Consider the following 25,965-nt stretch of genomic DNA (forward strand, 5'->3'; position numbering starts at 1 on the left):
ATTAGTAACAAAGTTTTATACTCTAATATAAATTAAAAAACAATCCTGAGGAGGAAATAACAATGGCTAAAATGTATTATAACGGAGATATCAACGAAGGACTTTTACAGGACAAAACAATCGCAATCATCGGGTACGGATCTCAAGGTCACGCACACGCACAAAACTTAAAGGATTCAGGCTTTAACGTAGTAGTAGGTATTCGTGAAGGGAAATCATTTGATCAAGCAAAAGAAGATGGATTAGAAGTATATTCTGTTAAAGAAGCGGCTGAAAAAGCAGACGTTATCATGATTTTATTACCAGATGAAAGACAAAAAGCGGTATACGAAGCAGAAATCGCACCAGCATTAACTGCAGGTAAATCATTAGTATTCGCACACGGATTTAACGTACATTTCGATCAAATCGTACCTCCAGCTGATGTGGATGTGTTCCTAGTTGCACCAAAAGGACCAGGACACTTAGTACGTAGAACATTTGAAGCAGGAGCAGGAGTACCAGGTTTATTCGCTGTATATCAAGATGCTACTGGTAACGCAAAAGAAACTGCCTTAGCTTATGCAAAAGGAATTGGAGCAGCTCGTGCTGGCGTTCTTGAAACGACATTTAAAGAAGAAACAGAAACAGATCTATTCGGAGAACAAGCAGTACTTTGCGGTAGTACAACTGCAATCGTAAAAGCTGGTTTTGAAACACTTGTAGAAGCAGGATACCAACCAGAACTTGCATACTTCGAAACATTACATGAACTAAAACTAATCGTTGACTTAATGTACGAAGGTGGCATGGCTACAATGCGTTCGTCTATTTCAGATACAGCTGAGTGGGGAGATTTCGTATCAGGACCACGTATCATTGATGCTTCTGTAAAAGATCGTATGAAAGACGTATTAACAGATATTCAAAGCGGTAAGTTTGCAAAAGAATGGATCGAAGAAAACGAAACTGACCGTCCAAAATATAACGCGATCAAAAAAGCAGAATCAGAACACCAAATTGAAGTTGTCGGTGCAAAACTTCGTGAAATGATGCCATTCATCAATGAAGGGAAAAAACAAGTGAAGAAAGAAGTGGTGACGAGTGCGCAAAATTGACATTTTTGATACAACGCTTCGTGATGGGGAACAATCCGCAGGGATCAATCTTAACACGCAAGAAAAATTAGAAATCGCTCGTCAGCTTGAAAAGTACGGAGTTTCCATTATTGAAGCAGGTTTTCCTGCTTCATCCCCTGGGGACTTTGAAGCGGTTAAACTAATTGCCGATACCGTGAAAAACTCGGTTGTTACGGGTCTTGCTCGTACGATTAAAGGTGATATTGAAGCAGCTTGGGGAGCATTGAAAGGTGGAGTACAACCACATCTTCACACATTTATCGCAACATCCCCGATTCATATGCAAACGAAGTTGAATAAAACACCGGAACAAGTGATTGAACTTGCAGTGGAATCCGTGAAATTGGCAAGAAAATATTTTCCGCTCGTACAATGGTCTGCAGAAGATGCGACTCGCTCGGATAAAGAATTTCTTGTCCGCATTATTAACGAAGTGATTAAAGCAGGAGCTACAACGATTAATATTCCAGATACAGTAGGTTATGCAACACCTATTGAATATGGCGCTTTATTTAAATACTTATCTGACAATGTTACTGGCATTGAAAAAGTGAAGCTTTCCGCTCACTGCCACGATGATTTAGGTTTAGCAACAGCAAATACACTTGCAGCGATTGAAAATGGTGCAACACAAGTAGAAGGTACGATCAACGGTATTGGTGAACGAGCTGGAAACGTAGCGCTAGAAGAAATTGCAGTTGCACTACATATTCGCAAAGACTACTACCAAACGGAATCCGGCATCGTACTAAAAGAAACGAAGCGCACGAGTCAACTTGTAAGTAAACTTACAGGAGTTGCAATTCAACCAAATAAAGCGATAGTAGGTAAAAATGCTTTCGCACATGAATCTGGTATTCACCAAGACGGCATGCTGAAAAATCCGGAAACGTATGAAATTATTACACCAGAATTAATCGGAGATGCTACTACCGAGCTTGTACTTGGAAAACATTCAGGTCGTCATGCATTTTCTAGTCGCGCAGTAGAAATGGGCTTCCATTTAAGTGATGAAAAACTAAATGCAGCGTTTGCCGCATTCAAGAAATTAGCAGACCGTAAGAAAGAAATTACGGAAGATGATTTATTTGTTTTATTGACCGATCAACAAGTAAAAACTTCGGAAGTGGAAGTGTATGAACTAGAAAGCGTGCAGGTACAGTACGGAACGTCTAATATTCCTACAGCTACAGTTCAAGCGAAAACTCCTTCTGGTCAAGTGGAGGTTGTATCGTCTACAGGTGCTGGTTCAGTGGAGGCAATTTTCAATACGCTAGAAAAGCTTGTGAATGGAAAAGTGCATATTATCGATTATCGTGTATCATCTGTTTCTAAAGGGAGAGATGCACTTGGTGAAGCCGTCATTAACTTAACTTTTAACGACGTCGTTTCAGTTGGACGCAACGCTTCCCAAGACGTATTAGAAGCTTCCGCAAAAGCGTATTTGAATGCCATCAATAGACAATTAATAAAAGCACATTATCAGGAAAGAGTGCCAGTAGTTCAATAATAAACGGGAGTGAATGAGATGGAAAAAACGATAACAGTATTACCAGGAGATGGAATCGGTCCAGAAGTAACAGAAGCAGCTGTTAAAGTGCTTCAGGCAATTGAGAAACGCTATAACCATACGTTTAACTTGCAATATGCTTTGATCGGTGGAGCGGCAATTGACGCTTGCGAAAACCCACTTCCAGAAGAAACGATTAACTTATGTAGCGAAAGTGATGCCATTCTCTTAGGCGCTGTTGGCGGGCCAAAATGGGATCAAAATCCATCTCATTTACGCCCAGAAAAAGGATTACTAGCGATTCGCAAACATTTCGGACTGTATGCAAATATTCGTCCGGTAAAAGCGATTCCTGCATTACTAGAAGCATCACCGCTTAAAAAGGAAATTGCAGAATCAGTAGATCTAGTCATTGTTCGTGAATTAACTGGCGGTTTATATTTCGCAGAACCACGTAAAAAGACAAAGGATTACGCACTAGACTCACTTGTATATACTCGTGAAGAAATTGAGCGAATCGTCGATACTGCTTTCCAGCTTGCTAGAAGCCGCCGAGGAAAACTTGCTTCTGTTGATAAAGCAAATGTACTGGATTCTAGTAAGTTATGGCGTGAAATTGTAGAAGAGAAAAAACAAGGCTACCCAGATGTAGAAGTGGAGCATATGCTTGTTGACTCGACTGCAATGAAATTGATTACAAAACCGGATGCATTTGATGTAATTGTAACAGAGAATATGTTCGGCGATATTTTAAGTGATGAAGCTTCCGTTATTACAGGTTCTTTAGGAATGCTACCATCTGCAAGCACAAGAGAAGACGGCTTCGGTTTATATGAACCAGTCCACGGATCTGCTCCTGATATTGCAGGACAAAACAAAGCAAACCCAGCAGCAACTATTCTGTCTGCAGCAATGATGCTGCGTGAAGCATTCCAAATGGAAACAGAAGCTGCAGCAGTAGAAGAAGCGGTATTTAATGTATTAAATGACGGTAACTTCACAGGTGATTTACAAGTAGAAGGCAAACGCGTTCTTTCAACTACAGAATGGACAGCAAAAGTATTAGAAGAATTAGACTCAGAATTTGTATCCGATAGCATTATGTTTACGTATGTCTAACCAAAAGGAGAGGGACTAAAATGGCAAAAACGATAATTGAGAAAATATGGGATGAACATGTAGTATATGAGGAAGAAGGTAAACCAGACCTTCTCTATATCGATTTACACTTACTCCATGAAGTGACATCTCCGCAAGCTTTTGAAGGGTTACGACTAAACAATCGCAAAGTTCGTCGTCCGGATCTTTGCTATGCTACGATGGATCATAATGTACCAACCCGTAATAGAGAACAAATTAAAGATGAAATTGCACGCAAGCAAATAAATACACTACAAGAAAACTGTGAAGAATTCGGTGTGCCACTTGCCAATATGGATCATCCAGATCAAGGAATCGTGCATATTATCGGACCTGAATTGGGTTTAACACAGCCAGGTAAAACAATCGTTTGTGGAGATAGCCACACATCTACACACGGTGCATTCGGTGCAATCGCTTTTGGTATCGGTACAAGTGAGGTAGAGCACGTACTTTCCACGCAAACCCTTTGGCAAGCAAGACCGAAAACAATGGAAATCAAAGTAACTGGAGAACTAGGTTTCGGAGTAGCAGCAAAAGATATCATTTTAGCGATTATTTCAAAGTTTGGTATCGATATGGGAACTGGTTATATCGTGGAATATACAGGCGAAGCTATTCGTAATCTATCGATGGAAGAACGTATGACAATTTGTAATATGTCCATTGAAGCGGGAGCGCGTGCTGGTTTAATCAGCCCGGATGCAACTACCGTGGAATTCCTAAGAGGTCGCGAACATGTGCCGACTGGGGAAGCTTTTGAAAAAGAAGCAGCTCGTTGGTTAGCATTAGCATCTGATGAGGGAGCAGTTTACGATAAAACAGTTGAAATTTCTGCAGACGAAATCGAACCTTTCGTTACCTGGGGTACAAATCCATCGATGGGTTCAGGTGTTTCAAACAATATCCCACTTACATCTGATTTCACAGAAGCAAGTGACAGAGCAGCACATGAAAAAGCACTTGCTTATATGGGTCTTCAAGAAGGAATGCCATTAACCGATATTGCTATTACCAATGTATTTATCGGTTCATGCACGAACGCTCGTCTAAGTGATTTGCGAACAGCAGCAAGCGTAATTGAAGGGCGTAAAGTCCATCCAACAGTAAAAGCAATTGTGGTTCCAGGATCACAAACTGTAAAAAAACAAGCTGAACAAGAAGGCATCGACAAAATCTTCCTTAATGCAGGATTTGAATGGCGCGAATCTGGTTGCAGTATGTGCCTAGCGATGAATGACGACGTTGTACCAGCTGGCGAACATTGTGCTTCTACATCCAACCGTAACTTCGAAGGTCGCCAAGGTGCAGGATCTAAAACACATCTGATGAGCCCAGCAATGGCAGCGGCAGCAGCAATCGAAGGACATATTGTAGATATTCGCAAGTTCCAACTAGTAAACGCGTAAGGAGGAAAAACGATGGAGCCTATTAATGAAGTAAAAAGTGTTGTTACCCCTTTATATCAAAAAAATGTCGATACCGACCAAATTATTTCAAAAGAATTTCTAAAAAGAATTGAGCGCACTGGTTTTGGCAAGTACTTATTTTACCACTGGCGCTTTGATGCAGAAGGAAATCCAAATAGTAAGTTTGTATTAAATGATGGGCGCTATAAAGATTCTACTATATTAGTAGCGCATGAGAACTTCGGATGTGGGTCTTCCCGTGAGCACGCTCCGTGGGCAATTTTGGACTATGGATTCCGTGTAGTAATCGCACCAAGTTTCGCAGATATTTTTTATAATAACTGCATGAAAAATGGAATTCTTCCTATTAAATTGGCTGTCGACGAAGTTGAAGCGATTTTAAGTAAGGAAGAATATAACGTAGAAGTGAATTTAGAAGCACAAACGGTAACAGGAGAGGACGGTGTCGTTTATTCATTCGACATCGATCCATATCAAAAGAAAATGCTTATAAATGGATGGGATGAAATTTCATTGACCTTCCAATATGAAGATCATATTAAAGCTTTTGAATTAAGAAAAGCGTAAGGTGACCGCTTGTCAGCGACAAATAGATGATGATTTTCGAGGAGGCAGTTCCTCAGCCACCGCAGAAAATTGACATTTGATCTCGAGCTGACGTCCCCTGAAGTCTAGACAGTGAAAAAAAATAGTAAATTAGGAGATGGTTTTGTTGGGAATTCATACGACACTGTAGGTTTATTGGAAGCATCTGTAAAAGTATCGGAGTTCGTTCACCGGACGCCGTGTAAAATGTCTACTACTTTTAATGAATGCACAGGAAAAAATGTTTTCTTGAAATTAGAGAACTTGCAAAAAACGGGTTCATTTAAAATAAGAGGCGCAATGAATAAAGTATCTCAGTTGTCGGAAGCAGAATGCGAGAAAGGATTAATCGCCGCTTCCGCAGGGAATCACGCTCAAGGAGTTGCGTACGCTGGGAAAGCACGCAATGTGCCAGTCACGATCTTCATGCCAATCGGAACGCCTGAAACAAAGGTAAATGCCACAAAAGGTTATGGGGCTACCGTAAAGTTAGTCGGACAAAATTTCGACGAAGCCTATGTTGCAGCAAGGGAAGAGCAGCTTCGAACAGGAGCAACATTCATCCATCCCTTCGATGACTTAGCTGTTATCGAAGGCCAAGCGACAGTAGCGATGGAAATGCTGCAGCAACGTCCAGAAATTGATACGATTGTCGTTCCAGCCGGTGGGGGAGGACTTTTAGCAGGCACATTACTTGCAGTGAAATCGACTCGTCCTGATATTCGGGTAATCGGCGTTCAATCGGCCAATTCCTCTGCCATGGTAACTGCATATAAAGGCAAAAACGGAGGACTCATCCCGTTTCAAGGCAAAACGATTGCAGAAGGGATCAACGTGAAAGTACCAGGAAAGCTGACAACCCAAATTATTCATTCCCTCGTAGATGACATGATCACAGTATCCGAAGGAGAAATTGCATCCGCAATCCTTTTCATGCTCGAACGGGAAAAAATACTTATTGAAGGTGCAGCAGCCGCAGCAGTATCGGCAGTGTTGAACCACCACATGCCATCCGCATCACGAAACGTAGGAATCATCGTAAGCGGAGGAAACTTCGACATTAGTAAACTCGCCGAATGTCAGCAAATGTCGTTCCAAGTACCATTAGCAAAATAAACTAGAGCAGAAACCACTAGTCTTTATGTAGGCTAGTGGTTTTTGTGTAGATTTAAAATGCATGGAATAGTCATCTTGTGATTCTAAGAGTGTATCTTGCGTTTTGCAGAAGCTAGTTTGCGACTCATCGTTCCTATCTTGGGATTCAGCCACCCAATCTTGCGATTTTCCCATCCTGAAACTGCATTATCTAATTTCATTTCAAAATAAAAGTATACTACCTTGACTTTCATTAGTAACTAAAATATAATTACTTACGAAAAGTAACTTAAAAAGGAGAATGTTAAATGAAATATCATAATAAACCATACACTTTCGTGGAACTAGTTGAATTAAAAGTTATGAACTTAGAAGCATCTCTTACATTTTATAAAGAAGTAGTTGGATTCAAAGTTCTAGAAAAACAAGAAAACAAAGCACTTCTAACAGCGGATGGGAAAACAGCATTGCTTTCCCTCGAACAACGACCAGACTTCGAACCAAAGACCCAAAAAACTACTGGTCTATATCATTTCGCATTATTACTTCCTTCTCGTGCGGATCTAGGTGCGGTTTTAAAACATTTTATCGAAATCAATATTCGTGTTGGAGCAGGAGATCACTTAGTAAGTGAAGCGCTTTACTTAAATGACCCAGATGGTAATGGCATCGAAATTTACAGCGACCGTCCAGATACGGATTGGAAATGGAATGGGGAACATGTTGCAATGGATACCCTTCAAATCGATGCACAAAGTATTTTAGCAGAAGGCGCAAGTACTAAATGGGAAGGTCTACCTGCAGGCACTGTAATGGGACATATTCATTTACATGTTGCGGATTTACAAGCTGCAGAAAAATTTTATAATGCATTAGGGCTTGAAGTTGTTACTCCTTATCCAGGTGCATTATTCATGGCAACAGGGAAATACCATCACCATATCGGTATGAACACATGGGCTGGCGAAGGAGCACCAGCTGCTGCCGAAAATATTGTTGGACTTGAAGCTTTTACTTTGGTTTATCCAAGCACGGAAGTATTGAATACCGCAATCGAAAACTTGAAATCAATTGAGGCACCTATTATAGAAGAAAACGGTATGTACATCACAAAAGACCCATCACAAAATAAAATCAAATTAATCGTTAAGTAAATGGCAAAAAGAGTGTCTCTCTATCTTGGGACACTCTTTTTCTTTAAAATAATATCTTGGTAAACACTCTCCACAATGCGCTTCAATCTTCTCCCTCTATAACACCTAAATTTTTTACCAAGCCTATACATATTGGCTTCACTTTTCGCAAATTCTTTCTTCTCTCAATATCTCTCCCTTTTTCTCTATTTTTGTATATCGACAAAATTTTCTTTTGAACAGCTACTCGGTCGATTTTTGTCTGACAATTTGTCAGTATTCGACAATATAAGAGCGTTTTGCTGAAGAAAGAGATATATTGGCGAATCGGTCGAAACTTTGTTTTTTATATGTGAAATATTGATAAACGAAGTGAGCGGATATAGGAAAATAGATTGTACAAAAATACTTTGTACTGTTTTATATATTCTCGGTAATTGCCTAAATCTTCTTATTGTAAAGCTTGTGTTAAGTTTATAAAAACGCCCTCTTTTTTAAGAAGAAATATGCTATATTTCCTTTTGGGAGGTCTCATTACCTATGAATAAATGGTCTAGTATACCACTGCGAACGAAGTATTTAATAGCAATTTTTAGTTCTTTTCTCTTATTCGGCGTTATGACAGTATTATTAATTATTCAAGTGATTCACAATCAAAACCTGTCCGATAAATTAGAGATATCCTCAGAAAATGTCGAGAACGCAGATATTATGCGTGCAGAGGTAGCTAGTTTATACATAGCAATTTCGCTCTTTGCGGGAGATCCATTAGAGGAATTCGACAAAGATTATGAAGCGAAGAAAACAAATCTGGCACAGTTAGTACCGACTGCCAGTAAGCGGATGGCGCACATAGATTGGGAAGATTTCACGCAGACATTAGACGGCATCCAGACAACTTTTGAAAACAATTTAAAAAGCTCCGTTGTCAACAAAGAAAATGTTGCAAAACGCCGACAACTGCAATCGATTAATGAGAAGTATAATGTGTTAATAGACATGCTGAATGCTACAAGAGAGCAAGAGTCGAATAATCGGGAATTAATAATAGATGAAATGAATGCAAGTCAGCAAAATACGATTGTCATAGTCGTTGCTTCATTCCTAATAGCTGGTTTATGCTCGATTATTTTATTGTTACTGACGAATCGCCAAATAAGAAATCAATTAACGAGTGTTGCATCATCAGCAAAAGAGATTTCAAAAGGAAATCTACTTGCACAGCCCATACATATTTCGACAAAGGATGAAATTGGCGAAGTATCAATGGCGATGAATGAAATGAAAAACAATTTAACCGAAATGGTTCAAATGATAAAACTCACTGCAGAGAAGCTAAATATAGATAGTACAACATTAAAGGAATACTCTGCGGAAACCGTGACAAGTTCTAACACAGTGCAAATGGCTATAAATGAGGCTAGCATAAGTATGCTAGAGCAAAAAGAAGCATCGATTGGAATTCGAGCATTTCTAGAGGAATTTTCAAGAACTTTTGAGAATGTATCTGAAAAAGCTGTTGCTTTAAATAACCATGCCTCATTTGCAGTGGAAGTAGCAGATGCAAGCGCAGATGCGATGAAGAAAGCAGCGGCAGAAGCGGCACATTTGCGCTCCTTATTTAAAGCGGCAGATAAAGAGAGAAAATTGTTACAAGAGCGCACAGAAGAAATTGCCAGAATGACCTCTATTGTCCAATCTATTTCCAAGCAAACAAATCTTCTTGCGTTAAATGCAGGTATTGAAGCTGCAAGATCTGGTATACATGGAAAAGGATTCGCCGTAGTTGCAGAAGAGGTAAAAAAACTGGCGGATGAAGTGTCTGTCACAGCAAATACGATTAACAGCATCTCTACATCTATTTCACACCAGGGACATGAAATGGAGATCGTCTTTGCAGAAGGGCTCTCTACATCCAAAAATAATGCGACATCTTTCCAGTTATTACATGAAAAATTTGACACAATCGTTTCGTTTATACGAGAGTCCAAAAACCAAAATAATCATATGACAGATTCTATTAAGACAATTGAGCAGGAAAAGAATATGTCAGAAAAACTCATTTTTGAGTTAACGGAATCTATTGAATCTAATACAACACAAATGGAAGAAACGGTGCAATTACTAGTAGCAAATCTAGAAACTATTGAATCATTATCAGCATTAATTAGTGATATTAGCGAACAAGCAACTATTCTAGAAGCATCTACCGCACGTTTCGTTATATAACTAGAGCATAAAAAGTCTCTTTTCGGGACTTTGTGGACTTATTTTCATTTAATAGAGTCGTATTTTATAGATTTGTAATATAATTGTTACACAATTGTAAAATAAAGAGGTTATAAAGCGTGTTAAGATGGGTATAGAAAATTTTCTGAAAACTCTAGCTGCCCGGAGGAACATAATGAATTACAAATCTATGTCGCAAAAAGTCATTGCAATATTCGTATTATCTATACTTTTAGTTACAGCACCATTCGCAGGAAGTACTGAAGCAGCAAGTTCAGTAGACTCAAAAGAATTAGTAGCAACAGCTAAAAACTTAATAGGGACTAAATACCGCAGTGGTGGTACTACGAAAGCAGGATTTGATTGCTCAGGATTTGTAGGATATGTATACGAAGGATTAGGAATCAGTCTTCCTCGCAGTTCATCAGGTATGCATGCAACCGGTTCAAAAGTGGACAAGGCTGATTTAATATCAGGGGACTTGGTTTTCTTTAATACATCTGGTAAAGGTGTTTCACATGTTGGTATATACATAGGCGACGGTAAGTTTATCCATTCATCGACTTCAAAAGGCGTGAAAATTGATAAATTGAACGACCCAGCTTATTGGGGCAAACGCTATGTTGGAGCTAAACGAGTGACGGATGTAACCGTAGCTACAAACAAATAAACATATAAACAAACGTTCTATCGTATAATTTACGGTAGAGCGTTTTTTTCTTCTCCAGGCATATTATCTATTCACAAAAATATTTGAAAAAAGTAATTCCGTTCGTCATAATGGAGTAAAAACGACCCATAGTAAGGGGGAGAGAAAATATGCAATACAAAAGAAAAGAATCCTTCCGCTATACCTTTACTGAACCGTGCAAAGCTACTTTTCGATTAATAAAAGATGCACATGGACTAACTGAAAAAGAAATATCTAATAAGGGTATCTGTGAAATTATCGACATCAGTCCACATGGTTTGAAAATTTTTACGGAGTTTTCCATTGCAATTGACAAACAAATTCATGTAGAAATTAATTTTACGTTAGACGAATCACCGATCGATTTAGTAGGCGAATTTGTCTGGTCTCATCGGAAGATAAATGGATATGAGTATGGTATTAACTTACCCGAGGATACTTATACGGAGCAATTCATTATTAATGAATTAAAAAATGTGCGTAGAAAATCGCTGGACATGAGAAAGTAAAGAATATTACACCATTCGACAAAAAATAAATAAAATCTTAAAAGTAAGAAGGATATTTCGGATGGGATGTTGAATCCTATATATAGAGTTAAATTTAAAGGAGGAGTTTTCATGCTAAACTTTAACATTCGTGGGGAAAATATTGAGGTGACTCCTGCAATTCGAGATCATGTTGAAGGGAAAATTGATAAAGTAGCCCGTTATTTCAACGAAGAAATCGAAGCAACAGCCAATGTCAATTTAAAGGTGTACAATGACAAGCAAACGAAAGTAGAAGTAACGATTCCTATGAAAAATTTAACATTACGAGCAGAAGAGCGCCATTCAGATATGTACGCTGCTGTAGATCTAATCGTAGACAAGCTGGAAAGACAAATACGTAAATATAAAACAAAAGTAAATCGTAAATTCCGTGAACGAGAAGGGGTCGCTACTTTCTTTTCGACCGTGGATGCACCAGACGCGCAAGTGGAGCAATCAGATGAAGAGGCATACAATATCGTTCGCACAAAGCAGTTCGATTTAAAACCAATGGATCAGGAAGAAGCAGTATTACAAATGAATATGCTTGGCCATAATTTCTTCATCTTCACAGATGCAGAATCAGATGGAACAAACATCGTTTACAAACGTAAAGACGGCAAATACGGTTTAATCGAAACAAACTAAATAAAACAATCAACTCTCCTCGATTTTCGAGGAGAGTTTTTTATGGTTAGATAACTATAGAAGATTTAGACATGTGGTTAATTTTTTTTAATGAGTCTGCACTGTTAAGTAAGCAATTATGTTGGATTGTAGCGAAAGGGCGGCGACTCCAGCCGGAAAAGCTTGAGCTGAAGACCCTGGACTGAGCCTAGCGAAGGAAGCGGCTGAAGCCAAGCCGGCGGAAAGCGCGTCCTGCAGCGAAAATCCTAGCGGACACTCATTTAACTAACTACCGCACAGTCTCCCTATACCACGATTAAAACCAAACATAATACAGTTTTCAGTTTTCAATGTAGAGATTTACCCAATAAATGGATTTGACTAATCAAATACTCAATATAAGCAACCAATTCTATCTTTTAAGCAATCAACTGATCGACAAAAGCAACCATTTCTCAGAGAACAGAGTTCCCTTGTTGTGAAACACTGATTTCTTCAAGCAATTATGTATAATTTAGTGGATATTCGCAATATTTATGGCCAATCTTATCTAGATACACACAAGCGAACACTTTTGGCCGTAGCACGCCAAAGCCGCATGAGCCGAAGTCAGGAGACCCACTCGGGCGAAGCACGAGTTGGCTCATGCGAGGTGCGGCAAGTGCGAAGGTTCAGTGGCCATTTTTTACCGCGCAGTTTCTTTAATAGGTGCGTTATTCTATTTTATCGTTTCCATGAGCTAAATTGTGCAGGACCATCCTACGCCCAGCAACATCAGCAATGAACACGACAAATCCCCTCCTGAAAGCGACAATTTTATAACGCAATTAATAACTCTTAAAGAGCTCTCTCTGCCAATTGTAAATTTGCTTATTTGCTTCAGTTTCTATCGGATGGTAAAATGGGGAGTAAGACTAAATGGGAAGTGAAAATAGATGCTTGGTGTATTAAATAAAGTATTCGATTTAAATAAACGTGAAATTAAACGATTAGAAAAAATAGCAGATCGTGTGGAAGCCTTGGCTTCGGAAATGGAAGCGAAATCGGATGAACAATTAGCTGCTAAAACAGAAGAATTCCGAGGACGTTACGAAAAAGGCGAAATGTTAGATCAATTGCTGCCTGAAGCATTTGCGGTAGTACGTGAAGCGGCTAAGCGTGTGCTTGGAATGTTTCCTTTCCGCGTGCAAATCATGGGGGCAGCTGCGCTTCATGAAGGAAATATTGCAGAGATGAAAACAGGGGAAGGGAAAACCCTTACTTCTACCATGTCTGTATATTTAAATGCAATTCCAGCACTTGGAGCTCATGTAGTAACAGTCAATGAATATTTATCAAGTCGTGATGCTGCAGAAATGGGACAACTGTATAATTTCTTAGGCTTGACTGTTGGATTGAATTTAAATTCATTATCAAAAGAAGAAAAGCGCGAAGCATATGCGGCGGATATTACGTATTCGACGAATAATGAGCTTGGTTTTGATTATTTGCGCGATAATATGGTGCTATACAAAGAAGATAAAGTACAACGTCCACTTCATTATGCAGTAATCGATGAGGTTGACTCTATTTTAATTGATGAAGCGAGAACACCATTAATTATTTCGGGACAAGCAAATAAAGCGGCATTATTGTACAAGCAAGCAAATGCATTTGTTCGTACACTTATCATTGAAACGGATTATACGTATGAAGAATCTACAAAAGGCGTTACGCTAACAGACGTTGGGGTAGAAAAAGTAGAAAAAGCATTTAATATTGAGAACTTGTTTGATTTGACACATGTTCGTTTAAATCATGCGATCAATCAATCATTGAAAGCACATGCTTCCATGCATTTAGACGTGGACTATGTTGTACAAGATGGGGAAGTTGTGATCGTTGACTCATTCACAGGTCGTCTGATGAAAGGTCGTCGTTATAGTGACGGTCTACACCAAGCGATTGAGGCAAAAGAAGGATTAGAAATTCAAAATGAATCAATGACCATGGCAACGATTACGTTCCAAAACTTTTTCCGTATGTACGATAAGTTATCTGGTATGACTGGTACGGCGAAAACAGAGGAAGAGGAATTCCGTAATATTTATAATATGAACGTTATTGCGATTCCAACGAACCGTCCGATTGCAAGGGATGACCGTGCAGATTTAATCTATGCTTCGATGAACGGTAAATTTGAAGCAGTCGCAGCAGATATTGCAGAACGAAATCAAAAAGGTCAACCTGTTTTAATCGGTACTGTTGCAATTGAAACCTCTGAAATTATTTCCAAATTGTTAACCAAACATGGTATTAAGCATAATGTATTAAATGCGAAAAACCATGAGCATGAAGCGGAAATTATTGCAACTGCTGGACACCTAGGTTCTGTAACGATCGCGACAAACATGGCTGGTCGTGGTACGGATATTAAACTTGGCGACGGTGTTTTAGAAGCTGGTGGTTTAGCTGTAATTGGTACAGAGCGTCATGAATCACGCCGAATTGACAATCAGCTACGTGGACGTGCTGGTCGTCAAGGAGATCCAGGGGTGACGCAATTCTATCTTTCAATGGAAGATGAGTTGATGCGTCGTTTCGGTTCAGACAATATGCGTAATATGATGTCTAAACTAGGAATGGATGATTCACAGCCAATCCAATCGAAAATGGTTTCTCGTGCGGTAGAATCCGCTCAAAAACGTGTAGAAGGTAATAACTTCGACTCACGTAAACGCTTATTGCAATATGATGATGTTTTACGTCAGCAACGTGAAATTATTTATAAAGAGCGAAATGAAGTACTAGAAACTGAAAATATGCGTGCACTTGTAGAATCGATGATTTTCGGTGCAATCGATCGTTTAGTAGGTTCTAATACTGCTTCAGACAATAAAGCGGAATGGACTCTAAAAGGAATAGTAGATTACGTACAAGCGAATTTACTGCCAGAAGGTGTCATTTCACTAAGCGACTTGGAGAACCTTTCACCTGAAGAGATGATCGGAAAATTAAAAGAAGAAGTTATTCGCTTCTATGATGCAAAAGAGGAAGAAATGACTCCAGAGCGCATGCGTGAATTTGAAAAAGTTGTATTACTTCGTTCGATTGACTCTAAATGGATTGACCATATCGATGCAATGGATCAGCTTCGTCAAGGTATTCATTTACGTGCATACGGGCAAAATGATCCACTTCGTGAATATCAAAGTGAAGGATTCGCTATGTTTGAGGCAATGGTCGATGCTATCCAAGAAGATGTTGCGAAATATGCAATGAAAGCAGAGATTCGAAATAATCTTGAACGGGAAGAAGTAGCAAAAGGGCAAGCGGTAAATCCAAAGGAAGACGGAGGACCCGTTAAGAAAAAACCAGTTCGCAAGGATGCAGCAGTAGGACGTAATGACCTATGCCCATGCGGAAGCGGGAAGAAATTTAAAAACTGTCACGGAACAGGACAGTAATCAGGAAAGTCGGAGGAATAAAGAATATGGTTGAAATAGCAGTAGTAAGAAATGAATTGGATCGAACAGCAGGGAAATTAGAAGACTTTAGGGGGTCTCTTTGACTTAGAAAACAAAGAGGTTCGCATACAAGAATTAGAGGAGTTAATGACATTTCCTGACTTCTGGGACGATGCACAGGCTGCCCAAAAAATAATTAATGAAATGAACGCACTGAAAGCTATTGTAGAACAATACACGGATCTCGTATCTACGCAAGAAAACTTAGAAATGACATTGGAACTTCTTAAAGAAGAACCAGATGATGAATTACAAGAAGAACTTGGCTCGGAACTGAAAGAGTTCACAAGTGCACTAGGTGACTTTGAGCTACAAATGCTATTAAGTGAAGAATACGATAAGCATAATGCAATTTTAGAATTGCATCCAGGTGCTGGCGGTACCGAGTCACAAGACTGGGGTTCTATTTTGCTTCGTATGTATCAGCGATGGGCTGATAAACGCGGATTTAAAGTAGAAACGCTCGATTATTTACCTGGTGATGAAGCGGGTATTAAATCGGTCACTTTACTTATAAAAGGGCATAATGCTTATGGCTATTTAAAAGCTGAAAAAGGTGTCCATCGCCTTGTACGTATTTCTCCTTTCGATTCATCTGGCCGCCGTCATACATCATTCGTTTCCTGTGATGTTATGCCCGAGTTCAATGATGAGATTGAAATTGAAATTCGTAACGAAGATTTGAAAATTGACACATACCGTGCAACAGGTGCTGGTGGTCAGCATATTAATACGACGGATTCAGCGGTTCGTATTACGCATTTACCAACGAATACGATTGTTACTTGCCAAACGGAACGTTCACAGATTAAAAACCGTGAGCATGCGATGAAATTATTGAAATCGAAATTGTATCAATTGAAAATCGAAGAACAAGAAGCGCAACTTGCAGCAATCCGTGGAGAACAAAAAGAAATCGGATGGGGAAGTCAGATCCGCTCTTATGTTTTCCATCCATACTCGATGGTAAAAGATCATCGTACAAATGAAGAAAGCGGAAATGTTCATGCAGTAGTTGATGGTGAAATAGATCCATTCATCCATGCATTCTTACGTTCACGCATAAATTAATAGACGAAAAATACCCCGATGTTATAATAAAATAACAAAGGGGTATTTTTATATTATTAAAAAATAAGAGGAGAAAGTGGCGTGGAATAAATGGATATGAATGAGTTAAAGAAAAATGATTTAGTAAAGAAAAACTTTATTATGTTTTTAGCTTATAGTCTAGCAGGTAGTTTAGGTTTTATTGCTCAAGTAGCATTAAAAGCTGAAAAAGGGATATTAATATCCATCGGTGTACCTTTGTTAATTGCCATTATTTTTTTTATCGTATCCAAAAAAGTACAAGCCATTTCTACGGCTTTTCCGTTTATTCTTCTCTTTGCTGCAGGTGTAACCGCTGTTGGCACGAGTGTCTTGAATGAAGTAAGTATCGGTACCATTGTACTCGCTTTATTTATTTTAGTTGTAGGTGGGTTACATAATACGCAAGGTGTATTCGTTTTTGGGTATGTTTTATCCTTACTAGCAGTTATTGTCAATGTTTTATTAGACGAGAAAGGATTGTTAGCAGATCAAGCAGCGAATGTGTTTCTCGTGCAGTTTATAATGGCATTAGGTATTTTCCTACAAGTAAGACAAAGTAAATTATTATTTAAAAATGTGGAAAGTAACGCGGAAACAGCGATAGTGAAAGCAAATGAAGAAGCCGCACTAGCGCAAAGACTGGAAACGGCTGTTTCGATTATTACTTCCAATTTAGAACAAATACGTACTAATACTTTTTCTGCAAACAATGCTCAACAGGAAATGCTTACGGCTGTAGGGGAAGTGAGTATTAGTTCACAAAGGCAAGCCGATCATGTAGGGGATATTGTGAAAAATACAGAAGCGACGTCTACTTCTGTAAAACAAATAGTGAAAAAACTATCTTCCATTGTTCAACAAGCAGATGTCGCGGCGAAAAATGCATCCAATGGATCGCTAGAAATGGAAAAGATGAAAGAAGACATTGACCGATTTACTGTATTCTTTGTAGAACTAAATAAAAACTTCCATGAGCTATCCGAAAAAATAAAAGAAACAAATACATTTGCAAATGCGATTCGTCAAATAACCGAGCAAACGAATTTACTCGCATTAAACGCATCTATCGAAGCTGCAAGAGCAGGTGAGCAAGGAAAAGGATTTGCAGTAGTTGCAGAAGAAATACGAAAATTAGCTGGTGTAACCAATCAAACATTAGAAAAAATTGATGGCAACTTAGATGAGGTAAATAAATACAATCATACAACTATGCAAAAACTTGAAAACGGTGTAACTCAAATTTATAGCCAAGTGCAAACTGCAGATAAATCGAATAAATCCTTTAATGAATTATTCGAGATGATGCAAGTGCTACAAAAAGAATTAGTCCATTTGTCCGCGGATGTAGAACTGATTTCTAAAAACAGTGAAGCAATCAGTACGAGCACCAATGATTTTGCAGCAATTATTGAAGAAAGCACTGCTACTGTGGAAGAACTGAATGCAACTCTTCTCGATATTACAGAAGACCAGCAATCAATTGCAAAATATATTGATGAAACCTATGCAGAAGCACAAAATATTAATAGATAGAAGAGAAAGATGCCTTAAAATTAGGGCGTCTTTTTAGAATAATTTGGTATTTTTTATAGGGATTTCCTTATACTAGAATGCAAAAAGCCCTGGCTTTCACTTCTTAAACGGAACTCTTGTAATGGCTGCAACTAGCTAAATGCCATAAGATGTGTTAGTTGAGCGTGTAGCGAAAGGCACAATCTAATAACAGGCTCCTAGTTTTAAAACGGTTCTAGATCGTTTTGAGCTTGGGGCTTTCTTCATTGAGAGGGGAAATTATATGCTCCAAGGCTTGTCGATCAGTATAGGGAAACTGCGCGGTAGAATGTTTTATTAAGTGACCGCTAGAATTTTCGCTGCAGGTGGACGCTTTCCGCGGGGGCGGGTGGTGAGCCTCCTCGTCCTAACGCTCCTGCGTGGTCTCACCTGTCCCGCTTAATCCCGTCGGAGTCGCCACCTTCCGCTACAATCAATGGGAATTTCTTTCTAATAAAGTGCTTGCATTTAGCAGGAAAAAGTTCGAATTACTCAACCATAACATCTCTTAAGCATTATTGCTTTTAAAAGTAAATTGATTGAAATTGGTAAAGCTGAGTAGTTAGCTAATATGGTGGATTGTAGCGAAAACGTCCGCCCTGTAGCGGAAATCCAAGCGTCCACTTCATTCAACTCACTACCGCACAGTATCCCTATTATGTGCGACAGACATCGCCATATCGGGGCAGACACAATCTCTTGCGATTTCCTTCATTACTTTAGTCGATTAAAACGATATTTTGCTGAAGTTCACAAATGTTGTTTCTGTTGTTATACTAATGCCATCTATGACAACGAAAGAGGATATTTAATGGAAACTAATCACAGACTACATAAAGAACTACCTCCAATAGTGGAGCATGGCAAAGATTATATATTCGTAATTATTGGTGCGGCGATTATTGCAATTGGCTTTAATGTTTTTTTATTGCCTAACCAAATTGCTTCCGGTGGAGTTAGCGGTATAAGCACTATTTTAAAGGGCGTTTTTGGATGGGAACCTGGGATTGTGCAATATGCTTTTAATATTCCCCTATTTATCGCAGGTTTAATCTTTTTAGGTGCGAAATTTGGCATAAAGTCATTTGTTGGAACATTAACATTGCCAGCGGTTGTTTTGTTAACTTCTAGTTGGGAACCTTGGACAAATAATCCTTTATTAGGTGCATTGTTTGGCGGGATTGCAGTAGGTCTTGGACTAGGAATTGTGTTCCGTGGAGGAGCCTCTACCGGAGGAACTGATTTGGCAGCACAAATTATTACGAAGTATACAGGATTCTCGCTTGGGACGAGTGTGTTATTGATTGATGGCTTAATCGTTATTACTGCGGCATTCGTTTTTGATATTGAAAAAGCACTTTATGCCCTAATTGGCTTATTTGTGACGACCAAAACAATCGATATCGTCCAACTAGGTTTTAGCCAATCGAAAATGATTTATATTATTACGAATAAACAGGATGAAATAAGGGATGCTATCTATAAAGAGATAGATCGCGGGGTGACAAAACTTCCTGCTTTTGGCGGATATACGAATAAAGAAAGACCAATTCTTATGGTTGTAGCGTACCAAACAGAGTTCACAAAACTGAAACATGTCATCAAGACAATTGATCCAGCAGCTTTTGTCATTGTTTCCGATGCCTACGAGGTGCTTGGGGAAGGTTTCAAAAGGTATTAACGATGGTATAATAAAGAATGAGGTTCAAATTTACTTTGAGGGAGGTAATAGTAATGAACAAAAAACTATTAGCTGTAATATTTGGTGCTGGATTAATGTTAGCTGCTTGTGGCGGTGGCAATGACGAAGCAAATGATAATGACACGGCGGCTGACACAGATACTGCTCCAACTAATGAAACTGCTTCAGTAGATGCAGAAAAAATTGTTAGTTCGAAATGTATTAGCTGTCACGGTGGAAACTTAGAAGGACAAGGTAACTTCCCAGCGCTTAATGATGTCGGATCACGTTTATCAGAAGATGAAATTTTAAATGTTATTGAAAATGGTAGAGGCGCAATGCCAGCTGGTCTTGTAACTGGCGAGGAAGCGCAAGCAGTAGCTGCATGGTTAGCTGCTAAGAAATAAACTCTAAGAAAAATCAGTTGCTCATTCTGGGCAGCTGTTTTTTTGTGTTTCAGTGGTTTGAGATAAACTCCGTACGCGACAAACTAGAAGACCAGATTTGTGCTAGCTAATTTGACAGACTCATCCTCGCATTACCTCCAAATTACGACATAAAAATTTGTTTCCTTCCAAGAATGATTTTCTACAGCAATTTTATGAAAAAAGAAAATATTAAAAGAAAAAAAGGAATCTGAGCGAACGATGTAGAAAAGAACAGTGATAGGACATTCGTAAGGAGGTAATTTTACCTATAAAAACTAGAAAAGACATCGAATTGTCGAATTTTTCCCTAGTATTTCCTATGAATTGAAATGTAATTGTAACAAACAAAACAATCTCTAATGTTATAATAGGCATGTCGCATTTTTAATTAAACGAAACTAATTAGGTGGTTTATAAATGATTGAAATGAAAAATGTCTATAAAAAATATCCAAACGGGATTGTCGCCGCAAATGGAATTGATATAGAAATTAAGCAAGGTGAATTTGTATACGTTGTCGGGCCAAGTGGTGCAGGAAAATCGACATTCATCAAAATGATGTATCGAGAAGAACGACCAACATCGGGTGATATATTCATCAATGGTACTAATCTATCGTCACTAAAAAACAGTAAGGTTCCTTATTTGAGAAGACAAATAGGAGTAGTCTTTCAAGACTTCAAATTACTGCCACGGCTAAATGTATATGAAAATGTCGCATTTGCCTTAGAAGTTATTGAAGAAACGCCAACTGTTATACGCAAAAAAGTAATGGATGTTTTGGAACTTGTAGGTCTAAAACATAAAGCAAGAATGTTTCCTACAGAGCTCTCGGGTGGCGAACAACAACGTGTATCCATCGCACGGTCTATTGTTAACACGCCTCAGCTTGTCATTGCGGACGAGCCGACGGGAAATCTTGATCCAGACACATCCTGGGAGATTATGAATATTTTCGAAGAAATTAATGCTCGAGGAACTACAATTATAATGGCAACACATAATAGAGAAATTGTAAATACCATTAGACACCGTGTTATCGCTGTTGAGGGTGGATTAATCACTCGAGACGAAGACAAAGGGGAATACGGTTATGAAAACTAGAACAGCAGGTAGGCACTTCAGAGATAGCTTGAAAAGTATTAGTCGAAATGGTTGGATGACATTTGCATCGGTTAGTGCAGTAACTGTTACGTTACTATTAGTCGGCGTGTTCGTCATGATTATGATGAATTTAAACAAAGTAGCAGATGATCTAGAAAAAGATGTAGAAATTAAAGTAATTGTCGAATTGACAGCCGATGAAGCTGCTATCACAGCATTACAAGATGAGATTAAAAATACATCAGGTGTGGCAGAAGTACAATATTCGCCAAAAGAAGATGAGCTGAATAAGTTGATGCTGGACTTCGGGGAAGACTTGCGTTTGTTTGAACAGCAAAATCCATTACATAATGTATTTTATGCAAAAGCAGCAAATCCGCAAGACACAGAAAAAGTAGCTAAAAGAATTGATCGTTTAGATAACACATTCGAAGTGAAATATGGAGAAGGGAAAATTGAAAGACTGTTTTCTTTCTTGAACACTAGTAGAAATGTAGGGTTAGTACTTATACTAGCGTTATTATTCACGGCAATGTTCTTAATATCTAATACGATTCGCATTACCATTGTTGCAAGAAGAAGAGATATTGAAATTATGAAACTAGTTGGAGCGACAAATTGGTTTATACGTATTCCTTTCATATTAGAAGGAATGTGGTTAGGGCTTCTAGGAGCAATCATTCCAATTACGCTTGTAACGACACTCTACTACAATATTCATAAAGTTGTAGCACCGAAACTTGCACAAGGAAACTTATTTGAACTGCTCGATTTTTCGCCATTCATCTATCAAGTGAATGCGTTGATCTTATTAATGGGCGTGCTGATAGGGGTCTGGGGAAGTTTCATGTCAGTAAGAAAGTTTTTACGCGTTTAAAAGAAATGATGAATGTATTTTGAAAGGAGCAAGAAGTTTTGAGAAAACAGTCTAAATGGGTGCTACGCGTCTTTGCGGTAGCTACTACTTGCGCGCTTTTATTCACAGGACCAAGTGCCCTTGCTAACACATTGAACGATTTAAAAAGTCAGCAAAAAGAACTCGAACAAAAGAAAGATACGATAAACTCCAATATTAAAGAAACAGAAGGTAAGATTAACGAAAATACGTCTAAAATCGAACAGATTATGGCTCAAATTCAAGCGTTAGACACGGAAATTATCACGACTCAAGATAAGATTACGAAAGTATTAAAAGAAATAGAGCAAACAACAACCGAAATTGAAAACTTACATGCTTCCATTGCAGAACTAGAGCGCAAAATTGAAGAGCGGGATGAGCTGTTAAAAGATCGAATCCGCGCAGTTCAAGTTAGCGGAGGGTCCGTTAGTTATTTAGACGTTTTACTAGGGGCAAATAGTTTTATCGATTTTATCGACCGTTTCTCAGCAGTAAATACATTGATGGAAGCGGACCGCACAATTTTGAAAGAACAAGCGGATGATAAAAAACAGCTTGAAGAACAAAAAGCAAGTCTAGAAGATAAATTAAAACAACAAGAAGCAAGCAAAAATGAGCTACTAAATCTAAAGGCTGAGCTAGATAAACAAAAAGCATCTAAAGGCAATTTAGTAGATCAATTAGAGGTAGAACAACAAAAATTACAAGCTGATAAACAAGAAATGGAATCAGAGTATGATGAAGTATTAAATTTAAGCGAAGAAGTGACAAGCAAAATTGTTGCAGAACAAAAACGTCAAGCAGAAATTGCGCGAAAACTAGCAGAAGAGAAAAAACGTAAACAAGCGGAAGAAAGAAAACGTCAGCAAGCAGCAAGTGGGTCATCTACAGCAATTCCAGCAGTCTCTTCTGGAGATTGGACAAGACCAGCAGCAGGACGCCTTACTTCTGGTTATGGATATCGTATGCATCCTATATATGGAAAAGGGAAAATGCATTACGGAATCGACTTTGGAGCCCCGACTGGTACTACAGTTGTTTCAGCGGCAGATGGTGTAGTCTCTTATGCCTCACCACTTAGCACATATGGAAATGTGATTATGGTAACACATTCTATAGACGGTCAAACATTTACTTCTTTATATGCACATCTAAGTAGTATTAAAGTAAGTGTTGGACAAGCAGTTTCAAAAGGTCAATCGATTGGTGCAGTTGGAACAACAGGAAATTCGACAGGACCTCATTTACACTTTGAAATCCATATTGGTACATGGAGTGGTATGGCAAATAACTCAGTAAATCCATTGAGATATATTTCCCTATAATTTCATGTCAAGACGCCTATCCAATCGTTGGAAGGCGTCTTTTCTTTTGTCATAAACATTCCATTGGTATACAAGTACTTATTCAGTTTATAATAAGAGCGATGATGTATATTGAAAATGCATTAATGGAGGTAAGCAGTGAAGAAAAAATTTATAGGCTTATTAATCGTAGGTTTCTTAGTCGCTATCGCAACTATATCCTTTGTAAAAAATAACGTAGACGAAACGGAAGCTTTTGCCGGAGAACAAATGGGAACCGATATGGCAGCAAACCCTGCAAATGAAGGAATAGGTCAAGGTGATCGTGCCCCAAACTTTACTCTTACTACGCTTGATGGAAAAGAAGTGTCGCTTGCAGATTATCAAGGGAAAAAAGTTGTATTGAACTTTTGGGCAACTTGGTGTCCTCCTTGTAAGGCGGAGATGCCTCATATGCAAAACTACTATGAAGATATGGCAGAACAAGAAAATGTAGAAATTTTAGCAGTTAACTTAACGAGCTCCGATGTTGGCATCGATAAAGTAAAACTTTTTAAAGAAGATTATGGACTTAGTTTTCTAATTCCTTTAGATGAAGAAGGAGATGTTGGGAAAACGTATCAAGCGATTACGATTCCAACTACGTATATGATTGATACTACTGGAACGATTCAAAACAAAATAGTTGGACCAATGGATGAACAAATGCTTACAGACTATGTAAGCAAATTAAAATAAACACCGATTTTTGGGCAAGTATTAAATTTCTTTTTCCACACATATATTAGTGGAAAAGTAGGAGGTTGAACTTGCGCAAAAGTCGGATTTTTTTATATGTCTTGTTATTCATTGTTTTGCTTGGGGTAGTATATTTCTGGTACGGAAAGTCTACTAAATCAGTATCAACAGAGGTAAGTGTTAGTAATAGTGAAGTAATTGACGAAGCATTTCAATTGATTAAAAAAGAGGCGGTGTTTTCTAAAAATGAAAAGCTACTAGTGGAAGGTGCGATACGGGGAATGACCGAAGCGCTAGAAGATCCGCATAGCACATATTTGACAAAGGAGGAAGCTGCGAACCAAGAAGCATCTCTTGCAGAAGAACGTGTTGGGATTGGTGTAGAAATTATGCAATCTGCAGGGAAATTTATCGTTGTTGCTCCACTTAAAGACTCGCCAGCTTATAAGGCAGGTTTAAAGTCTCAGGACGAAATTGTCCGAGTGAATGATGAAAGAGTAGATGGAAAGACGATGGCAGAGCTTGTGCAATTATTAAGTGGTGAAAAGGGTACGTCGTTGAAAATGACGATCTTTCGTGCAAGCGAAAATCGCCATGTAGAGTTACATATGAAACGGGAAACTATTGCAATGCATACGGTTTCGAGTGAAATATATGAAGTGGATGATCGTTCCATTGGAATAGTTACGATTTCATTATTTGGTGAAAAAACGGGAGAAGAATGGGAAAAGCAAACAAAATCATTAGTAGAGCGTGGAATTGACGGACTAGTTATTGACGTGAGAGGAAATCCTGGTGGTTATTTATTTAGTGTTTCTTCTGTAATTGGCACATTAATGAAAAATGGAACGACTTTTGCTTATATGCAAAATGCAAAAGGTGTATTAGAAATGTTAAATACAGAAAGTAAAGAGGCACCTTATTTAAATAAAGTACCTGCTGTTTTATTGCAAAACGGAGGAAGTGCTTCTGCCAGTGAAGTGCTTGCTGGAGCACTTCGTGACAATAAACGAGCGCTAATTGTAGGAGAAACAAGCTTTGGTAAAGGAACGGTACAGGAAACCCATCCATTATCAAATGGTGGTAAGTTGAAAATTTCTACACATAAATGGCTCACTCCAAAACAAGAATGGATTCATCATAAAGGGATTGAAGCAGATTTAAAAGTGGAACAGGAAGAATTATTTGCCATGGATCAAAAATACTTGAGCGGCGAATTCCGAGTTGGCGATTATGGAGAAGAGGTAAAATATGTCCAACAAGTATTAGGCGCACTAGGCTACAATATCGGTAGGGAAGATGGCTATTTTGATGAAGATACGGAAGATGCGGTCGAAAAGTATCGCCAAGAAAGAAGCTTAGAAGAAGGCGGAGATATAAACGGCGCATTATTTCAATCTTTAACGGAAACGGTTGCAGCATATAAAACAAAAAAAGAAAATGATAAGCAATTACAAATGGGCATCAGTTATTTAATCCATGATTTAAGTAAATAAGATTATACGAAAATCCTATACGCAAAAGGCTCCTCGTTTGTTACAATAATAGGATAGTATGTGCAAGCGAGGAGGATGC

At 38.6% G+C, this 25,965-nt stretch carries 21 protein-coding genes; all 21 read left to right on the forward strand.

Annotation, left to right across the window (positions count from 1 at the left end):
• The first annotated feature begins 62 nt into the window (after window positions 1–62).
• Complete coding sequence (gene ilvC, locus FG382_RS03245) at window positions 63–1,097, forward strand: ketol-acid reductoisomerase (RefSeq protein WP_142537462.1); 1,035 nt, start codon at window positions 63–65, stop codon at window positions 1,095–1,097.
• Window positions 1,084–2,628: a 2-isopropylmalate synthase gene (locus tag FG382_RS03250; protein ID WP_142537463.1), complete on the forward strand. Its 1,545-nt coding sequence runs from the start codon at window positions 1,084–1,086 to the stop codon at window positions 2,626–2,628. Before ilvC ends, FG382_RS03250 begins: the two co-directional genes overlap by 14 nt.
• Before the next feature lie 18 nt (window positions 2,629–2,646).
• Window positions 2,647–3,747: a 3-isopropylmalate dehydrogenase gene (gene leuB, locus FG382_RS03255; RefSeq protein ID WP_142537464.1), complete on the forward strand. Its 1,101-nt coding sequence runs from the start codon at window positions 2,647–2,649 to the stop codon at window positions 3,745–3,747.
• A 20-nt stretch (window positions 3,748–3,767) separates the two neighbouring features.
• Window positions 3,768–5,177, forward strand: coding sequence for a 3-isopropylmalate dehydratase large subunit (gene leuC / locus FG382_RS03260; protein ID WP_142537465.1), 1,410 nt, complete (start codon window positions 3,768–3,770; stop codon window positions 5,175–5,177).
• Between the two features lie 12 nt (window positions 5,178–5,189).
• Complete coding sequence (gene leuD / locus FG382_RS03265) at window positions 5,190–5,765, forward strand: 3-isopropylmalate dehydratase small subunit (RefSeq protein WP_142537466.1); 576 nt, start codon at window positions 5,190–5,192, stop codon at window positions 5,763–5,765.
• A 111-nt stretch (window positions 5,766–5,876) separates the two neighbouring features.
• Window positions 5,877–6,899: a threonine/serine dehydratase family protein gene (locus tag FG382_RS03270; protein ID WP_229677271.1), complete on the forward strand. Its 1,023-nt coding sequence runs from the start codon at window positions 5,877–5,879 to the stop codon at window positions 6,897–6,899.
• Between the two features lie 287 nt (window positions 6,900–7,186).
• Window positions 7,187–8,032 (forward strand): VOC family protein, encoded by an 846-nt coding sequence (locus tag FG382_RS03275; protein WP_142537467.1) that lies wholly within the window; start codon window positions 7,187–7,189, stop codon window positions 8,030–8,032.
• Window positions 8,033–8,551: 519 nt separating this feature from the next.
• On the forward strand, window positions 8,552–10,240 hold the full coding sequence (locus FG382_RS03280; RefSeq protein ID WP_142537468.1) for a methyl-accepting chemotaxis protein: 1,689 nt from the start codon (window positions 8,552–8,554) through the stop codon (window positions 10,238–10,240).
• A 175-nt stretch (window positions 10,241–10,415) separates the two neighbouring features.
• Window positions 10,416–10,910, forward strand: coding sequence for a C40 family peptidase (locus FG382_RS03285; RefSeq protein ID WP_142537469.1), 495 nt, complete (start codon window positions 10,416–10,418; stop codon window positions 10,908–10,910).
• 149 nt (window positions 10,911–11,059) lie between these two features.
• Window positions 11,060–11,440, forward strand: coding sequence for a PilZ domain-containing protein (locus tag FG382_RS03290; protein ID WP_142537470.1), 381 nt, complete (start codon window positions 11,060–11,062; stop codon window positions 11,438–11,440).
• 111 nt (window positions 11,441–11,551) lie between these two features.
• On the forward strand, window positions 11,552–12,109 hold the full coding sequence (gene hpf / locus FG382_RS03295) for a ribosome hibernation-promoting factor, HPF/YfiA family (RefSeq protein ID WP_142537471.1): 558 nt from the start codon (window positions 11,552–11,554) through the stop codon (window positions 12,107–12,109).
• Between the two features lie 914 nt (window positions 12,110–13,023).
• Window positions 13,024–15,534: a preprotein translocase subunit SecA gene (gene secA / locus FG382_RS03300; protein WP_142537472.1), complete on the forward strand. Its 2,511-nt coding sequence runs from the start codon at window positions 13,024–13,026 to the stop codon at window positions 15,532–15,534.
• 26 nt (window positions 15,535–15,560) lie between these two features.
• A protein-coding gene (prfB, locus tag FG382_RS03305) for a peptide chain release factor 2 (RefSeq protein ID WP_142537473.1) occupies window positions 15,561–16,665 on the forward strand; the annotation gives its coding sequence in 2 pieces (ribosomal slippage) (window positions 15,561–15,635 and window positions 15,637–16,665; 1,104 coding nt in all).
• Window positions 16,666–16,755: 90 nt separating this feature from the next.
• The gene (locus tag FG382_RS03310) at window positions 16,756–18,219 is read left to right on the forward strand and encodes a methyl-accepting chemotaxis protein (RefSeq protein WP_142537474.1); all 1,464 of its coding nucleotides are present in this window, start codon (window positions 16,756–16,758) and stop codon (window positions 18,217–18,219) included.
• Window positions 18,220–19,048: 829 nt separating this feature from the next.
• Entirely contained in the window at window positions 19,049–19,918 is an 870-nt protein-coding gene (locus tag FG382_RS03315; RefSeq protein ID WP_142537475.1) for a YitT family protein, read from the forward strand.
• Window positions 19,919–19,971: 53 nt separating this feature from the next.
• Window positions 19,972–20,325 carry a cytochrome c551 gene (gene cccB, locus FG382_RS03320; RefSeq protein WP_142537476.1) on the forward strand — a complete coding sequence of 118 codons (354 nt, stop codon included), beginning with the start codon at window positions 19,972–19,974 and terminating at the stop codon, window positions 20,323–20,325.
• A 438-nt stretch (window positions 20,326–20,763) separates the two neighbouring features.
• Complete coding sequence (ftsE, locus tag FG382_RS03325; RefSeq protein WP_142537477.1) at window positions 20,764–21,450, forward strand: cell division ATP-binding protein FtsE; 687 nt, start codon at window positions 20,764–20,766, stop codon at window positions 21,448–21,450.
• On the forward strand, window positions 21,440–22,327 hold the full coding sequence (gene ftsX, locus FG382_RS03330; protein WP_142537478.1) for a permease-like cell division protein FtsX: 888 nt from the start codon (window positions 21,440–21,442) through the stop codon (window positions 22,325–22,327). Before ftsE ends, ftsX begins: the two co-directional genes overlap by 11 nt.
• Window positions 22,328–22,365: 38 nt before the next feature.
• Window positions 22,366–23,673 (forward strand): murein hydrolase activator EnvC family protein, encoded by a 1,308-nt coding sequence (locus FG382_RS03335; RefSeq protein WP_142537479.1) that lies wholly within the window; start codon window positions 22,366–22,368, stop codon window positions 23,671–23,673.
• Between the two features lie 138 nt (window positions 23,674–23,811).
• A complete protein-coding gene (locus tag FG382_RS03340; RefSeq protein WP_142537480.1) occupies window positions 23,812–24,390 on the forward strand; it encodes a redoxin domain-containing protein in 579 nt (192 codons plus the stop codon).
• Between the two features lie 71 nt (window positions 24,391–24,461).
• Window positions 24,462–25,886: a S41 family peptidase gene (locus FG382_RS03345; RefSeq protein ID WP_142537481.1), complete on the forward strand. Its 1,425-nt coding sequence runs from the start codon at window positions 24,462–24,464 to the stop codon at window positions 25,884–25,886.
• Window positions 25,887–25,965 lie beyond the last annotated feature (79 nt).

It is taken from the genome of Psychrobacillus lasiicapitis, from assembly GCF_006861795.1.
Lineage (GTDB): Bacteria > Bacillota > Bacilli > Bacillales_A > Planococcaceae > Psychrobacillus > Psychrobacillus lasiicapitis.

Coding starts and splice junctions, on each gene's coding strand:
- FG382_RS03285 (WP_142537469.1), top strand. CDS start 10,416: ATGAATTACAAATCTATGTCGCAAAAAGTCATTGCAATATTCGTATTA.
- ilvC (WP_142537462.1), top strand. CDS start 63: ATGGCTAAAATGTATTATAACGGAGATATCAACGAAGGACTTTTACAG.
- FG382_RS03310 (WP_142537474.1), top strand. CDS start 16,756: ATGGATATGAATGAGTTAAAGAAAAATGATTTAGTAAAGAAAAACTTT.
- FG382_RS03315 (WP_142537475.1), top strand. CDS start 19,049: ATGGAAACTAATCACAGACTACATAAAGAACTACCTCCAATAGTGGAG.
- cccB (WP_142537476.1), top strand. CDS start 19,972: ATGAACAAAAAACTATTAGCTGTAATATTTGGTGCTGGATTAATGTTA.
- leuC (WP_142537465.1), top strand. CDS start 3,768: ATGGCAAAAACGATAATTGAGAAAATATGGGATGAACATGTAGTATAT.
- FG382_RS03275 (WP_142537467.1), top strand. CDS start 7,187: ATGAAATATCATAATAAACCATACACTTTCGTGGAACTAGTTGAATTA.
- secA (WP_142537472.1), top strand. CDS start 13,024: ATGCTTGGTGTATTAAATAAAGTATTCGATTTAAATAAACGTGAAATT.
- FG382_RS03290 (WP_142537470.1), top strand. CDS start 11,060: ATGCAATACAAAAGAAAAGAATCCTTCCGCTATACCTTTACTGAACCG.
- ftsX (WP_142537478.1), top strand. CDS start 21,440: ATGAAAACTAGAACAGCAGGTAGGCACTTCAGAGATAGCTTGAAAAGT.
- hpf (WP_142537471.1), top strand. CDS start 11,552: ATGCTAAACTTTAACATTCGTGGGGAAAATATTGAGGTGACTCCTGCA.
- leuD (WP_142537466.1), top strand. CDS start 5,190: ATGGAGCCTATTAATGAAGTAAAAAGTGTTGTTACCCCTTTATATCAA.
- leuB (WP_142537464.1), top strand. CDS start 2,647: ATGGAAAAAACGATAACAGTATTACCAGGAGATGGAATCGGTCCAGAA.
- ftsE (WP_142537477.1), top strand. CDS start 20,764: ATGATTGAAATGAAAAATGTCTATAAAAAATATCCAAACGGGATTGTC.
- FG382_RS03280 (WP_142537468.1), top strand. CDS start 8,552: ATGAATAAATGGTCTAGTATACCACTGCGAACGAAGTATTTAATAGCA.